This is a genomic window from Noviherbaspirillum sp. FW303-A3 (assembly GCF_058788695.1).
This window is the reverse complement of record NZ_JBYTAZ010000001.1, coordinates 208,601-223,405: the sequence shown is the minus strand read 5'-3', so window position 1 is coordinate 223,405 and position 14,805 is coordinate 208,601. Positions and strand designations below refer to the sequence as shown.

Annotated in this window: 15 protein-coding genes; 6 read left to right on the top strand and 9 right to left on the bottom strand. The window is 61.4% G+C overall.

Annotated elements, in window-relative coordinates; translation table 11 throughout:
- Positions 1 to 12: 12 nt before the first annotated feature.
- The 3 genes from ccoG to AC3WOY_RS01055 all read left to right on the top strand — a co-directional run bounded on the left by ccoG (position 13) and on the right by AC3WOY_RS01055 (position 2,408).
- The gene (ccoG, locus tag AC3WOY_RS01065) at positions 13 to 1,407 is read left to right on the top strand and encodes a cytochrome c oxidase accessory protein CcoG (protein WP_492420460.1); all 1,395 of its coding nucleotides are present in this window, start codon (positions 13 to 15) and stop codon (positions 1,405 to 1,407) included.
- A 9-nt stretch (positions 1,408 to 1,416) separates the two neighbouring features.
- Positions 1,417 to 1,953 (top strand): FixH family protein, encoded by a 537-nt coding sequence (locus AC3WOY_RS01060; protein WP_492420458.1) that lies wholly within the window; start codon positions 1,417 to 1,419, stop codon positions 1,951 to 1,953.
- Positions 1,954 to 2,150: 197 nt separating this feature from the next.
- Positions 2,151 to 2,408, top strand: coding sequence for a hypothetical protein (locus tag AC3WOY_RS01055; protein WP_420474949.1), 258 nt, complete (start codon positions 2,151 to 2,153; stop codon positions 2,406 to 2,408).
- Positions 2,409 to 2,467: 59 nt separating this feature from the next.
- Here AC3WOY_RS01055 and fnr read toward each other — a convergent pair whose 3' ends face one another.
- On the bottom strand, positions 2,468 to 3,232 hold the full coding sequence (gene fnr / locus AC3WOY_RS01050) for a fumarate/nitrate reduction transcriptional regulator Fnr (RefSeq protein WP_492420456.1): 765 nt from the start codon (positions 3,230 to 3,232) through the stop codon (positions 2,468 to 2,470).
- A 255-nt stretch (positions 3,233 to 3,487) separates the two neighbouring features.
- On the opposite strand from fnr, the gene AC3WOY_RS01045 reads away from it, so the two are divergent.
- Positions 3,488 to 4,396 carry a class I SAM-dependent methyltransferase gene (locus AC3WOY_RS01045; protein ID WP_492420455.1) on the top strand — a complete coding sequence of 303 codons (909 nt, stop codon included), beginning with the start codon at positions 3,488 to 3,490 and terminating at the stop codon, positions 4,394 to 4,396.
- Here the strand turns inward: AC3WOY_RS01045 and AC3WOY_RS01040 are convergent, their stop codons facing one another.
- The 7 genes from AC3WOY_RS01040 to AC3WOY_RS01010 form a co-directional block, all read right to left on the bottom strand.
- Positions 4,397 to 4,804 (bottom strand): hypothetical protein, encoded by a 408-nt coding sequence (locus AC3WOY_RS01040; protein ID WP_492420454.1) that lies wholly within the window; start codon positions 4,802 to 4,804, stop codon positions 4,397 to 4,399.
- Between the two features lie 18 nt (positions 4,805 to 4,822).
- Entirely contained in the window at positions 4,823 to 5,821 is a 999-nt protein-coding gene (locus AC3WOY_RS01035; RefSeq protein WP_492420452.1) for an alpha-ketoacid dehydrogenase subunit beta, read from the bottom strand.
- A gap of 11 nt (positions 5,822 to 5,832) precedes the next feature.
- A complete protein-coding gene (locus AC3WOY_RS01030) occupies positions 5,833 to 6,795 on the bottom strand; it encodes a thiamine pyrophosphate-dependent dehydrogenase E1 component subunit alpha (RefSeq protein ID WP_492420451.1) in 963 nt (320 codons plus the stop codon).
- 153 nt (positions 6,796 to 6,948) lie between these two features.
- Positions 6,949 to 7,149, bottom strand: coding sequence for an oxidoreductase-like domain-containing protein (locus AC3WOY_RS01025; protein ID WP_492420449.1), 201 nt, complete (start codon positions 7,147 to 7,149; stop codon positions 6,949 to 6,951).
- 54 nt (positions 7,150 to 7,203) lie between these two features.
- On the bottom strand, positions 7,204 to 8,142 hold the full coding sequence (locus AC3WOY_RS01020; protein ID WP_492420448.1) for an exopolyphosphatase: 939 nt from the start codon (positions 8,140 to 8,142) through the stop codon (positions 7,204 to 7,206).
- A 137-nt stretch (positions 8,143 to 8,279) separates the two neighbouring features.
- Positions 8,280 to 9,620: a GAF domain-containing protein gene (locus AC3WOY_RS01015; RefSeq protein ID WP_492420446.1), complete on the bottom strand. Its 1,341-nt coding sequence runs from the start codon at positions 9,618 to 9,620 to the stop codon at positions 8,280 to 8,282.
- Positions 9,617 to 10,114 (bottom strand): hypothetical protein, encoded by a 498-nt coding sequence (locus tag AC3WOY_RS01010; protein ID WP_492420444.1) that lies wholly within the window; start codon positions 10,112 to 10,114, stop codon positions 9,617 to 9,619. The genes AC3WOY_RS01015 and AC3WOY_RS01010 overlap by 4 nt, the downstream gene beginning before the upstream one ends.
- Positions 10,115 to 10,223: 109 nt before the next feature.
- Here AC3WOY_RS01010 and AC3WOY_RS01005 point away from each other — a divergent pair, with 109 nt between their 5' ends.
- Together AC3WOY_RS01005 and AC3WOY_RS01000 are read left to right on the top strand one after the other, a co-directional pair.
- Positions 10,224 to 10,940, top strand: a complete 717-nt coding sequence (locus tag AC3WOY_RS01005; RefSeq protein WP_492420443.1) for a pseudouridine synthase — start codon at positions 10,224 to 10,226, stop codon at positions 10,938 to 10,940.
- A 146-nt stretch (positions 10,941 to 11,086) separates the two neighbouring features.
- Positions 11,087 to 13,399 (top strand): DUF1631 family protein, encoded by a 2,313-nt coding sequence (locus AC3WOY_RS01000; protein WP_492420441.1) that lies wholly within the window; start codon positions 11,087 to 11,089, stop codon positions 13,397 to 13,399.
- A gap of 28 nt (positions 13,400 to 13,427) precedes the next feature.
- Here the strand turns inward: AC3WOY_RS01000 and ppnN are convergent, their stop codons facing one another.
- Positions 13,428 to 14,798 (bottom strand): nucleotide 5'-monophosphate nucleosidase PpnN, encoded by a 1,371-nt coding sequence (gene ppnN / locus AC3WOY_RS00995; RefSeq protein WP_492429127.1) that lies wholly within the window; start codon positions 14,796 to 14,798, stop codon positions 13,428 to 13,430.
- Positions 14,799 to 14,805: the final 7 nt, after the last annotated feature.

The following is a 14,805-nucleotide window of genomic DNA, read 5'->3' as shown; positions in this document are numbered from 1 at the left end:
GCGAGTCAATCAATGAGCGAACCGGCGCCGAAGGTTTCAGTCATTCGGATGTACAAGGCGCGCGAGGAAATCTATCCGCGCGAAATCAAGGGTTGGTATGCCAGCTGGCGCTGGGTGTGCGTCTGGCTGACGCAAATCGTGTTCTATGGCCTGCCGTGGCTGTCATGGAATGACAGGCAGGCCGTGCTGTTCGACCTCACCGCCCGCAAGTTCTACCTTTTCGGCATCGTGCTGTGGCCGCAGGACTTCATCTATCTTGCGCTGCTGCTGATCATCTGCGCGTATGCGCTCTTCCTCTTCACCGCCGTCGGTGGACGACTCTGGTGCGGCTATTCCTGCCCGCAGACGGTCTACACCGAAATCTTCATGTGGATCGAGAGCAAGATCGAGGGCAACCGCAGCCAGCGCATGCGTCTCGACAAGCAGCCGATGTCGGCCTCCAAGTTCGCCAAGAAGTCGGCCAAGCACCTCGTCTGGGGCGCGCTCGCGCTGTGGACCGGTTTCACCTTCGTCGGCTACTTCACGCCCATCCACGAATTGTCCGCTTCGGTGATGACACTGGACCTCGGTCCCTGGGAGTGGTTCTGGGTGCTGTTCTACGGCTTCGCCACCTACGGCAACGCCGGCTGGATGCGCGAGCAGGTCTGCATGTACATGTGCCCGTATGCGCGCTTCCAGAGCTCGATGTTCGACCCCGACACGCTCATCATCACCTATGACAAGGAACGCGGCGAGCCGCGCGGTGCGCGCAGCAAGTCGGCCGGGAAGTCCTCGCTCGGCGATTGCATCGACTGCTCGATGTGCGTGCAGGTGTGCCCGACCGGCATCGACATCCGCAACGGCCTGCAGTACGAGTGCATCGGCTGCGCGGCCTGTATCGACGCCTGCAACTCGGTCATGGACAAGGTCGGGGCGCCGCGCGGTCTGATCCGCTACTCGACCGACAATGCCATGCGCAACCACCTGTCGGACAAGGACATCCGCAAGCGCGCGACGCGTCCGCGCGTGCTGATCTACAGCGCAATCCTGGTGATCATCATTGGCGTGTTCTTCGGTTCGCTGTTCACGCGCACCGAGTTGAAGATGGACGTGATCCGCGACCGCGGCTCGATGGGACGCGAGGTCGAGGACGGCATGATCGAGAATGTGTACCGCCTGCAGATCATGAACACGGACGAAAGGCCGCACAAGTACAAACTGAGCGTATCCGGCATCGACACGATTGCACTTTCCACGCCGGAAGTGGTCGAACTGAATGCAACCGAATCGCGCGCGGTGCCCGTCCGGGTCCGTGTCGGCCCGGGCAAGGGCGAGAAGGGATCCAACAAGATCGCATTTGAATTGCAGGCCATCGATGATGAGAGCCTGCACGTAAGGGAAAAAGCGGTATTCATCGTGCCGCGTTAAGGAGATGACATGCAAGCTGCAGCCATGCCCCCGAAGATGAATGACCAACAGCCCTGGTACAAGCACCGCTGGCCGTGGCTGTTGATGCTGGGCCCCGCAGTCGTTGTCGTTGCAGGCATTTATACGACTTACCTCGCGGTGTCGCAACAGGATGCGCTGGTCGTCGACGACTACTACAAGCAGGGCAAGGCCATTAACCAGGACCTGAGCCGCGACCGCAAGGCGGCGGAGATGGGATTGGACGCTTCGCTCCGCTACGAGCCGGCGAGCGGCAAGCTGGTCGGCACGATCAGCAGCCAGAAGCAGCCGTTCTCCGGCAAGCTGTACGTGAGCCTGGTGCACTCGACGCAGCCCTTGAAAGATTTGAAACTCGAGACGACGGCCGACCGGCAAGGCAAGTTCGCCATTGCGATCCCGCTGCTGGATATCGCGCGGTGGAACGTGGTGGTAGAGGGCGAGCAGCGGGACTGGCGTCTGTCCGGCGAGTGGATGTGGCCGCAGCAGAAACAGGTTGATATGAAGGCGGACCAGACGGTCCAAGGGTAACTCCGAAGTAGGATATTGTCTTACGTCTGGCGACAAATTAAATGCTGGTGCACAATATCCGCAGTACGGTCGTTCTCATTCTCGTGAATGACGTTCCCGAATCTGGGAATGTCAATGGTTCGAAAGTGGGAAATGACTAGTGCTGGATCCCGGTACAGCTTTACACCGATTGTTCGGAGTGAAAGGAGGGTAGGTTGATGGCGCGACTAATGATGGTCGTCTTGTGGCCGTCGTTTCTGGTGGCAATCGTCGCGGAAGGTTTCTTCTTCTCGATGTTCGATCCCTACGACCTGTCGCTGTTCGGGACATACCCGGACATCAAGCCCCTGGCGGTCTACAGCATCGGATTCTTCTGCTTCTGGCTGTTTTGTTCACTTGCCAGCATGCTTACTTTCTACCTGATGGCCGTGCCCAATGAGGCGCCGGCAGGCAGGCGCAACTTCCGGGGCTTGTAAAAAACAAAGGCGAGGGCGCCATGCGCCGCTCGCCTTCTTTTTTGGCGGCTACTGCGCGCTCAGGCGCAGGACTGCGTCCCTTGTGCGACTGCCTTGAGGGTGGTCGGATCGAGCAATTCCAGTTCGCGGTTGTTCACCTTGATCCAGCCCTGCTTCTTGAACTTGGAGAGCAGGCGGCTGATGCTTTCGATGGTCAGGCCGAGATAGTTGCCGATTTCTTCACGCGTCATCCGCAGCTGGAAGCTGGTGGACGAGTAGCCGCGTACCGAATAACGTGCGGACAAATTCGTCAGGAATGCCGCAAAACGTTGTTCCGCACGCATATTTCCTAGCAAAAGCATGACACTTTGCTCGCGGGTAATTTCCTGGCTCATCATCCGGTGGAAGTGATGCAGCAGCGTGGGCATCTCGGCGAACAGCGCTTCCAGACGGGCGAACGGGATTTCGCACACTTCGCTGTCTTCCAGAGCAATCGCGTTGCAGTGGTGGCGGTCGGTGCTGATGGCATCCATGCCGAGCAGTTCGCCGGCCATCTGGAAACCGGTGATCTGCTGGTCGCCGCTCGGGTTGATCTGGTGGGTCTTGAAATGGCCCAGGCGAATAGCGTACAGGTTGGTAAAGGGATCGCCGACGCGGTACAAGTGGGCATCGCGGGGCACCTTGCGGCGGCGGCCAATGATCTGGTCCAGCTTCGCCATGTCCAGCTCGTTCAATCCCATCGGCAGACACAACTGGTGCATGCTGCACGCCGAGCAGCGGGCGCGCAGCTCATGCACGGTAGCGGTCTGCTGCTGCGGCGGCGGGAACGGGATAGTTTGTGTCATGTCGGCAGGATTTAGGCGGTGCAGTATCATTTTCGAGCCCTTTTCCAAACTTTAAGAATTATTGCTGTTATGGCCTTGAATTGAGCCAGGTCAAGCAATGTCATGCAAACCTCGTGCCACCTTGCGCAAAATAGGTGAACAGGATGGCAATCCCGGTGCATCTTGCGGAATTGGTTTTCGGACGCGGGACGATAATGTACAGCATTACGCAGGCTTCGCGCTTGCACCCATCTACCCACATCCACAGGGAGACACATGCTGACCGAACGCGAGATCGAGAGCTGCTATCTGGGACAATTCATCCCGCTGCACTACCACCACAACATGCTGATGGATGCCCGGCGCATGGACGGCTTCAAGGCAGCCATCGACGCCGCTGTTTTTCCGGGGGCAAAGGTGCTGGAGCTGGGAGGCGGCACCGGCGTGCTGTCATGGTTTGCCGCTGCCAAGGCAGAGAAGGTCTGGTGCGTCGAGTTCAACCCCGAGCTGGTTGCCGAGGCGCGCCGCCTGCTGGCGCGGAACAAGGGCGGGGACAGGGTGGAGGTCATCCACGCCGACGCCTTCGAATACCTGCCGCCCGAGCCGGTGGACGTCGTGATCTGCGAAATGATCCACGTCGGCATGCTGCGCGAAAAGCAGGTGCAGATGATTGAAGCATTCAAGCGCCGCTATCGCGCGCGTTTCGGCGGCAAACTCCCGGTTTTCCTGCCGGAGGCTGCCATCATGGCTGTCCAGCCGCTCCAGCAGGCATATGACTTCCATGGCTACCAGGCGCCGATCGTCCAGTTCCAGGAGCCTTCGCACATCCAGGCAGGCAGTATCGAACTGGCGCAGCCTTCTGTATACAGTGTCCTCGACTTCAGCCAGGACACGGCGGAGACGATCCAGTGGGAAGGGTGTTTCACGATGACACAGTCGGGCTGTGTCAATGCGCTGCGCTTCATCACCAAGAATATCCTGGCCGTGCTCATGAAGCAGGGCACGACCATCGACTGGTTGAACCATTACATGGTCCTGCCGCTGGGCGAACCGGTACAGGTCGATGCGGGCGACACCCTGCGCGTCAGTTTCCAGTACCGCGCCGGAGGATCGATTCCGTCGCTGCAGCAGGCCATGCGCGCAGAGTGCGTCGTCGTCGATGAACGCATCCTCGCCTACGCCTGATTACTTCTTCAGGTTGAGGAAGATGTTCGCCGCGAAGACCAGGATCCCGAGCGCGGCGACAATTTCCGAAAACGCGAGCACGGGGACGAGGGCACGCTGGCCGGCAACCACGAAGGCCAGCGATACCGCCATCACCGGCAGCGAAATGTTGTGCAGCCAGAAGTGCGCCTTCGCCAGCTTGCTTGCGGCTGCCAGCGGATAGACGCTGTAGACGAGTCCGGCGAGCGCCATCGTGGCCCAGCCCAGGAGGTTGATGTGGGCATGGACCGGACGCATCGTGAAATCTTCGCTGGCACCCATCATGATGCCAAGCCCGACGCCGACGATCAGGTAGAGGACGGCGAGCTTCAGCCAGAGTGCGCCTGCGGTGGAAAAGGCGGGTTGGGCGAGGGATGGATTGGTGTGCATGATTGTTCTTCCTTTCTTTCAGGCGAGTTGTTCTTCTTCGGCGGCATCGGAAAGTGTCTCGCGGCCGACAAGCCGGAGCGCCGCAGTGACGACGGCGTCCTGCTGTGGCATGAAGGCCTGTTCCAGTACATAGCTAGAGGGCGCGGGCGCATCGGGGCCGGTCAGGCGCATGATCGGCGCCTTGAGCGAACCGAAGGCCTGTTCCGCGACGATCGCGCTGATCTCCGCGCCGACGCCGCACATGCGGCTGGCCTCATGGACGATGAGCAGCCGGCCGGTCTTCCTTATGGAGCGCAAGATCGCTTCCTCGTCGAGCGGCTTGAGCGTGCGCAGGTCGATCACTTCCGCATCGATGCCGTGTTCTTCGAGCTGAGCGGCTGCCTGCATGCAGGTGTCGACCATCTTGGCGTAGGAAATGATGGTGACGTCCGTGCCCTGGCGCCGCACTGCGGCCTTGCCCAGCGGGACAAGGTGTTCGCCTTCGGGAACCTCGCCCGGCACATAGCCGAGCGGCATGTCGACGAAGAAGAGTACCGGGTTGTCGTCACGGACTGCGGATTTCAGCAGGCCCTTGAAGTCGGCGGCGTTCGACGGCATCACTACCTTCAGTCCAGGGCTGTGCACGAACCAGGCCTCGAGGTTGTGGTTGTGCTGGGCGCCGACAGTCCAGCCGCCGCCCGTCATGGAAAGCACGACCATCGGGAATTCGAACTGGCCGCCGGATATATAGCGCAGTTTGCCTGCGCTGTTGACGATCTCGTCCATCGCAAAACACAGGAAGGGGGCGAACAGCATGTCCACCACCGGCCGCAACCCGGTGGCTGCGGCGCCGGCGGCGGTTCCTGCGATGATGCCTTCGGCAAGCAGCGTATTCCGTACCCGCAGCGGACCGAATTCCTTTGCCAGCTCCTTGCGCTTGGTCGCGACGCCTTCGCCGAACATCAGCACGCGCTCGTCGCGGCGCATTTCCTCGGCCAGCGCCTGTTCGATGGCTTCATTGACGGTAATCTGTGGCATGGTGCGGCTCCTCAGGCGTAAACATCGGTAGTGAGTTCGGACGGAACAGGGAAGGGCGAAGCAGTGGCGAAGGCTGCCGCACGCTCCACTTCCGCGGCGATACGCTCTTCCATCAGCGCGATATCGTCCTCCGTCAGTGTCCCGTTCTGCAGGAGGCGTGCGCGTGTCCTCGCGACCGGGTCTTTCCCGCGCCATCCCGCCAACTCCTGCGCATCAACATAGGACTGGTCGTCCGGCTCGAAATGGCCGCGCAGGCGATAGGTATAGGTTTCGAGGAGGTAGGGCTTGCCGGTCTTGCGGATATGCGCAATGGCTTCCACCGCTGCCGCATGGACTGCCTCGACATCGTTGCCGTCCACCGTGCGGCTAGCCATGCCGTAGCCCTTCGCCCACTCGCTGACGTGGTCGCCGGTCATGGTTTCCTTGCGGTGCACATAGGCTTGCCACTGGTTGTTTTCGCAGACGTAGAGGATGGGCAGGCCCCACACCGATGCCAGGTTGAGCGATTCATGGAAGATGCCTTCGCAGGCCGCGCCGTCGCCGAAGAAGCAGGCGACGATGCCGTCCTGTTTGAGCATCTTGGTCGAGAGTGCAACCCCGGTGGCCAGGGAAAGTTCGCCGCCTACGATGGTCGAGGTCAGGACGACGCCCAGTTCCTTGGCGGAGATGTGCAGCGAGCCGCTCTTGCCCTTGCAGTAGCCGGTGCTGCGCCCCATCACCTCGGCCATCATGCGGCCAGCGTCGGCGCCGCGTGCAAGCAGGTGGCCGGCGCTGCGGTGGTTGGTGAGAATGCGGTCGCCAGGACGCAGGGCGCGCACGACGCCGACCGCCGACGCCTCCTGTCCGACGGCGGTGCAGGTGCCTGCCATGCTGCCGGCCGCCTGCAGCGCGGCGGCTTTTTCTTCGTAGGCCCGGATCAGCATCATGCATTCGAGCATGGATGCGGGGCTGCTCTCGGTTGCAATGTGATTCATGAATGTCCCTCTTCAACGGATCGGAAACGAGGGACGAAGTCTAAAGCGCGAAGGGGCGCAACAGAGCAGCCTGCGGCGGGCTTAAGATTTTTTTAAGATGAATTGAATGAAGTTTTAGGGAAGCCGCCGGCGAAGGTTTCCAGGCGGATGCAATCAGGGCAGGTTGACGTTGTCGTCGTGCATGAGACGGCCGATCTTTTCTTCCCATTCCTTCAGCTCTGCACGGTAGCGTTCCATGGCCAGGGCATGCAGGTCGAACACGCAGGGTTCGCAGCCGCTGCGGCAGCAGTCTCCGTCATCCGGCGGTTCGGGCGGCAAGGGTTTGGGTGGCAGGTCGGGAAAATCGTGTGTCATGCGGAGGCCGGGCGCCTGATGTGCGGCAGCCCGGAACCCCGATTGTAGCCTGCTTCAGCCGTCGGCGTTGATCGTCGCCACCAGTTCCTGCAGCACCTGTTCGGCCTTGTCGTTGTCCACCTGGCAGGTGCCTGCGTTTTCGTGCCCGCCGCCGCCGTACTTGAGCATCAGTTCGCCGATGTTGGTCTTCGAGCTGCGGTTGATGATCGACTTGCCTGTGGCGAACACGGTGTTCTGGTTCTTTAGTCCCCACAGCACATGGATCGATATGTTCGTTTCCGGGAAGAGAGCGTAGATCATGAAGCGGTTGCCGGCATAGATCGTCTCTTCCTGGCGCAGGTCGAGCACGATGAGGTTCTTGTGCACGGTGGAGCAGCGCCGGAGCTGGTCCTTGAATTTTTCCTCGTGCTCGAAATACAGGTTCACGCGCTCCTTCACATCCGGCAGTTCCATGATCTGCTCGATGCTGTGGTTCCTGCAGTAATCGATCAGGTCCATCATCAGGTTGTAGTTCGAGATGCGGAACTCGCGGAAGCGGCCCAGTCCGGTGCGCGCATCCATCAGGAAGTTCAGCAGGTCCCACTTTTCGGGATGCAGGATTTCGTCGCGGTTGAACTGTGCCGCATCCCCCTTGTCGACGGCGGCCATCATGTCATTCCACGCAGCGGGGAAAGCGATCTCGCCGCCGTAGTAGTCATAGACGACCCGTGCCGCGGACGGCGCGCGCGCATTGATGATGTGGTTGGCCTTGCCGCCTGCGTTGCGCAGGGTTTCCGAAAAATGGTGGTCGAAGGCCAGATGGGCGCCGGGAACATAGGGCAGGTTGGTGGTGATGTCGCGATCGGTGATGTCGATCTTCCCGTCCTGCATGTCCTTGGGATGGACGAACTTGATGTCGTCGATCATGTCGAGATGCTTGAGCAGGACGGCGCAGACCAGTCCATCGAAATCGCTGCGCGTCACAAGCCGGTATTTCTGGTCTTCTGCGGACATGAGGCTCCTCCACCGGAAAATTGCTGTCTCTGGATATGTTTTCGCAGTGCCGATCCGAACGGCATGCTGCTATCCGGAAATATTACGCCTCCGGACATGCCGGGGACAAGCGGGGGATGAAGGAAATTTTCAGCGGCTCAGGTTGCCTGCAGCAGCAGCGGACGCTCGACGCAAAGACGGAAACGCCCCCGGCCGGTTTTCTCGATGCGCATCGGCGCGCTGCGGTCCACCAGGCGCTTGCCGAGCAGGATCAGGCGGGCTTCGAGATTGTCGCTGACATCCGGGAGGCGAACGCGCGAGTCGAGGCGCAGTTCGCGATTGGTGAATTCCGAGCGCCCCTTGTCGGAATAGTCGCGCAGCAGCGTCCAGAGGATCGAACCGGCGACGCCCTTGATCAGGTAATCGTCGCCGAGGAAAACGCTGTCGTTTTCCGCGAAATGGCGCACCACGAGCGGAGCGCCGCCATGCCGCGGCGGGGCGGCCGATGCTGCCGCGGTGTCTTCTGCCGCTTCCCCGGCAGCCGTCTGCAGGATGTGCATCGCCATGCCGAACTGGGCGGCGACACTGGCAAGGGCATCCTCGTCGTCGTAGGTAAAGCGGAGATCCAGCGGGCTTTCGACATAGAGCACGCCGAGCAGGCGCTGGCCGGAAATGATAGGGACGGCGAGCTGGCTGCGCGGAGACGGCAGGCCAGGGAGCGGAATCGCCGTTTCCAGCGCGCTTGCCCATTCGCTGTTTTCGGCGCTCTCGCGAACGGCCCGGCTGTACGCATACTCCGATGTCATGTGTCCGATGCGGATCGGGGTACGCTCGCGCGCCGCGACGCCGATCACGCCCTGGCCAAGCGGGATCTCCGACCCCGCTCCCGAGGCTTCATAACCCATGCTCGCGACCGTGTAGAGGCGCGATCCGGGCGCGTCGAGCATGAGGAGCATCGCATGATGGATATTGAATTGCTGCTTCAGGCAGGACAGCAGTTCCGCCATGAGGCGTTCGAGGTCCGTGCATGCGGCGAGGCGCGTGGTGGTGGCGCGCAGCGCCGACAAGAGGTTGCATGGCGGCGCCGGGGCCGGTTGCGTTTCGCCTGCCAGCCGCGCTACGTCGAGCACCCTGTACACGTCCGAACCCAGCAGCCGGAAGACGCCGCTCATCCCGGTGTGGGACGCGATGCCCGCCAGCTTCGCTTTCATGACTTCGAACAGCGGCCCGGTGGTTTCGGTGTGCAGGTACTGCAGCGTGAGCCGGTACTGCGCCACCGTGACCGGATGCGTCATGATCAGCGAGGCCCGGGGATTGGCCATGATGTTCTGGCGCGTCTTGTTGAAAAACTGATAAGAGAGCGCAACATGCTCGCCATCGACAAACTGCACCTGCGACAAATAGGCGAGGTTGGGTGTGCCGTCGAGGGATGCCGTCGACATCGTTGCCGGCACGACGCCTTCGAAGCATTCCCGTATCGCTTCCAGCCGTATCGTCATGCTGTCCTCGCCAGCAATTCGCCTGCCTTCGGACCGGGCGTTTGCGAGTAGGCTTCGGCCGGGGTGAAGCGGATACCGACCATCTCCCCAGGCGGACAGGCAAGCAAGGTCTCGACTATTGCTCGCTGGAAGCCGATCCGTTCCAGTTCCTGTGCGAATGCCTCGCGGTACGCCTCGACGAGGTCGAGATCGCCAGCCTGCAGAGGAACGCGCTGCGCGTCGCGTGCCTTGACCTGCACGGTGCGATGCGTCGACGGCTCGGTGAATACCGCTGCCACGGCGCTGTTCTCGCGAATGCACTGGAGCACCGGCTCCGCTTGCCGCGCCGGCACGAACATTGTCATCTGCCGCCGGTCGGGAGAAATGCGACAACCAATTGCGCGCACGTGGACCGGTGCCGCGGCCAGGGTGCAGGCGGCAATCCCCATGCTTACGCCGATCTGGAAAAATGCGGCGTGCGCGGCGTCCAGGACAGGTTCGTTGGCGGCGGCCATAGACGTGGATTTATGATTTGTTATGTTTTATCCGACAGATCATACCGTCGAATCCATCGGTTTGCATTGTGGAGAAATCGTGGAAGGATGGTTCTGGTAGAGTGCCGGGATGACTAAACAGACATTGGATCGCATCCTGCAATCGCAGGGATTCGGCAGCAGGAAATGGTGCCGGGAATTGATTTCGGACGGCGAGGTATCGATCGGCGGCGCGGCGGTCACCGACTACCGTGCAAGCTTTGACACGGAAGGACTGGTCTTCACGATCTTCGATGAGGAATGGATGTATCGCGAGCGGGTGTACCTTGCGCTGAACAAGCCCTCCGGCTACGAGTGTTCGCGCAAGCCCAGCCATCATCCCGGGGTCCTCACGCTCCTGCCGGAGCAGTTTGCATGGCGCGACGTGCAACCCGTCGGACGGCTGGACCACGACACGACAGGTCTCCTGCTGTTGTCGGACGACGGCGCGTTCATCCATGCGCAGTCGTCGCCGAAACGCCATGTGCCCAAGCTGTACCTGGCGACGACCGCCGAGCCGGTCACGGACGAACTGGTTGGCCTCCTGCTGGGCGGCGTGCAACTGCATGACGAGCCGGCACCGATTGCCGCGCGCTCCTGCCGCCGCGTCGGCGACCGTCAGATCGAGATCGTCCTCGAGCAGGGGAAGTACCATCAGGTCAAGCGCATGCTGGCCGCGGCAGGCAACCATTGTGCTGCGTTGCAGCGTACTGCAATCGGGAAATTGACGCTGGAGCAATTGGCGCTGGATGAGGGTGAATGGCGCTACCTGGGAGCGGAAGACCTCGCGCTATTGATGTCTGAATGACAGCATCGCGGCCGATGATGTGTGGCTTTTTGGCAGCGTGGTGACATGCGTCAATGAATTGAGTCCGATTCCTTTTTCCGGGAAGCTACACGCACGCCATTTGAGAATAATATATATCCCATCGCAAAATCCCCCTCGTGGAACGCATGGCTGATACAGAATACAAGCGTCTTTTACAGGCGGCGAAGGAACGCGCGCTGTTGGGATTCCTCTCCGTTGTGCAGCGCGCCATGCAGGAAACCGACAAGAATATCGTCGACCTCCTGGCTGGGGCCAAGTCCGGACTCGACCACTCCGCACTCACTTCCGTACGACATTTCCTGCGGCAGGACGGCAACGTCTTCCTGCGGCGCATGGACGACCTGTTCAAGAACAGCCTCGACCGCGCGATGCAGACGATGTATGTCGACCTGCGTCCCGGAATGCGCAAGAAGACGGCAGATGAACTGAGCCTCATCGACGACGATGTCGTGACGCACCAGATCGAAGTCGGACGCCTGACGGAGCGCATGCGCGACGCGAACGAAGAAAACATCGGGCGCCTGAATGTTATCGTCGCGCAGCTGCACGGCCAGCGCGAGGCCAAGGAGCGCGAGAATCCCTTCCGTCCCTACCTGCTTGCGCGCGCGCTCTACGAGGCAATCAAGGAAACGGTCCCGGATGAAGCCAAGGCCAAGGTGTTGTTCGAGCACCTGTCCAACGCACTGGCCCAGCATTTGCCGGGCTATTACAACTCCATCCGCGAAGTGTTCGAGTCGTCCGGCGTGGCGGGCCGGTTCCAGGCGCAACGTTCGCGCGCCGCGCATAACCAGCGTTACTTCGGTGCGCCGGCGATGGATCCGAACCTGACAGCGCGCGTCATGCCCGGCCTGCAGCGCATGCTCGAAAACCTGCAGGGCATCCCCGCCGGTACGGGGGCTACGCCGGGCGCGCCAAACGGCGGCCAGCCCGAGTCGGTTCAGGATTTCATCCGCCAGATGTTCATGCCCTCGAAGGCGATCGCTTTCGGGCTGAACGGCGATCCCCTGAAGGCACGCGGCATCGAGATCACGTCCAATCCCCTGGTGTCCAAACTCCATCAGTTCCAGCACAAGGCCGCGCGCAACGAGCCGATCGCCGAGAAGGTCGAATCCGGCAAGAACGCGCTGCCTGCGCTGCGCGCGCAGATGGGGCTCGACAACGCATCCCTCATGGAGCGGATGACCGTCGACGTCGTGTCGATGCTGTTCGAGTTCATCCTTGAGGACGACCATGTGCCTGCCGAGATGCGCTGCCAGATCAGCCGTCTCCAGGTGCCGATCCTGAAAGCCGCCTTGCTCGACCAGGACCTGATGCAGGACGAATCGCATCCCGCGCGCCTGCTGCTCAACCGCCTGAGTACCGCTGCCGTTGCCGCCAATCCGTCAACCAGCGCAGGGAAGACGCTGGCTGCGGAAATCGAGCGCGTCGTCGACAAGGTGCTGGCCGAATTCAACACCGACACCGCGGTGTTTGCGACATGTGCAAGCGAGTTCGAGACTTTCCTTGCCGGCTTCCTGCGCAAGGAAGACAATCTTGCGGCGCGCGGCATCGAGGCGGTCGAAGACGCCGAACGTTTCAGCGTGCTGCTGACCAATGTCACGAAGACGCTGTGCGACGTGCTGGTGCCGCTGAACGTAGACAAGCGTATCTCCGACGTCATCATCCTGGTGTGGCCACATGTGCTGGTGCACGCCGCATGGCAGGACCGGCTGGGCAACATCAGCCAGGACGATCCGGCCAGCATGGCCCGGCAGTTTCATTCCGCGCTGCCGGAGCTGGTATGGAGCCTGCAGGAGAAATCGCCGCAGCAGCGTACCGTGCTGATCCGCCTTCTCCCCGATCTCGTCAAGCGCCTGCGCAAGGCGCTGGAGATCATCCAGTTGCCGGAGGAGGATTCAAAGCAGATCCTCGACAACCTGGTCGACATGCACACCCAGGTCCTGCGCAGCCAGCCACGGCCCGGCGCACCGGAGCAGACGTCGCTGGAAGACCTTCGCAAGGAATTCTCGCGGCTCGCATTCAGCTGGGAGCGCGCCGCATGGGAATTGCCGGAACCGCCGGCCCCGCGCGAGGACATCATCATGGAAATCTTCGCGCGGCATGGCGCCAATGCTGACATCAACCTCGGCCTGAATACCGTTTCATCGACGGCGGCAGACCGCGAATTCCTGACGCAAACCTACCTGCTGGGCACGCGCGTGGCGTTCCGCGCGCCTGATGGACGCAATATTCCCGGCCAACTGGTCTGGATCAGCACCCATCGATCGCTCTACCTGTTCAAGCAGGAAGGCAAGTCGACGCTGGCGGTGTATTCCCCGGCGGCGCTGCTCGAAGCCTTGCGCGAGGAATCCATCATCCCGGTGGAATACGCGCCCGTCTTCGAACGGGCCGTGGAGTCGCTGCTGTTCGGCGTCGGCACGATCGCCAGGGCGGCATGAGCCGTGCCCCGTCACCGGGGCACGGGCATCACTTGATGATTTCGTAGCAGGGGTTGTATTTCTTGCCCGGCAGCTTCATGCGGTGCTGGGCGACGAAGGATGCCAGCAGGGCGTCCATCGGTTCCATGATGTTCTTGTCCCCGTGGATCTGGAAGCGGCCGTGCTGCTCGATGGCGCGGATGCCCTGGTCCTTCACATTGCCCGCCACCACGCCTGAGAATGCACGGCGCAGGTTTGCGGCCAGCAGGTGGCGCTCCTGGTCCTTGTGCAGGTGCAGGTTGCGCATGTTCTCGTGCGTCGGCGCAAACGGCATCTGGAACTCGTGGTCGATCTTCAGCAGCCAGTTGAAGTAGTAGGCGTCGCTGCGCTCCTTGCGGAACTCGCGCACCGCCTTGATTCCTGTGTGCATTTCCTGCGCCACGCGCTGAGGATCGTTGACGATGATCTTGTAGCGCGACCGGGCTTCCGGTCCCAGGGTCTCGCCGATGAAATGGTCGATCTGGGTGAAATAGTCCTTCGCGCTTTCCGGGCCGGTGAAGATCAGCGGGAAGGGCTGCGCCGCATTGTCCGGATGCAGCAGGATGCCCAGCACATACAGGATTTCCTCTGCCGTCCCGGCGCCGCCCGGGAAGACGACGATGCCATGCCCGACGCGGACGAAGGCTTCGAGGCGTTTTTCGATATCCGGCATGATCACCAGGTCGTTGACGATCGGGTTCGGCGATTCGGCAGCGATGATTCCCGGTTCGGTGATCCCCAGGTAGCGGCCGCTGGCGTTGCGCTGCTTGGAATGGGCCACGGCCGCGCCCTTCATCGGCCCCTTCATGGCGCCCGGACCGCAGCCGGTGCAGATGTCGAGGCCGCGCAGGCCCAGTTCGTAGCCGACCTTCTTCGAGTAGTCGTACTCCTGCCGCGAGATCGAGTGACCGCCCCAGCACACCACCAGGTTGGGATTGGTGATGGCGCGCAGTACACCGGCATTGCGCAGGATATGGAAGACCGAATCGGTCACGCCTTCCATGGTGGCGAGGTCGAACTTGGGATTGCCGTTGATCTCGTCATTGACGTAGATCACGTCGCGCAGCACGGCAAACAGGTGTTCGTGGATACCCTTGATCATCTTGCCGTCGACGAAGGCATTGGCCGGCGCGCCCTTGATGTCGAGCTTGATGCCGCGTTCGCGCTGGATGATGCTGATGTCGAAGGACTGGTAGCGTTCCAGCAGTTCCTTGCCATCATCGAGGGCATTGCCGCAGTTCAGGACGGCGAGGGAGCAATTACGGAAGATCGTGTACAGGCCGCCCTGGCTGGTGTCGAGCAGTTTGGCGACTTCTGCCTTGGACAGGATATCGAGGCGGCCTTCCGGGGAAATCAGGGTGTCGATGACTTCGGGTTTCATGAGATGC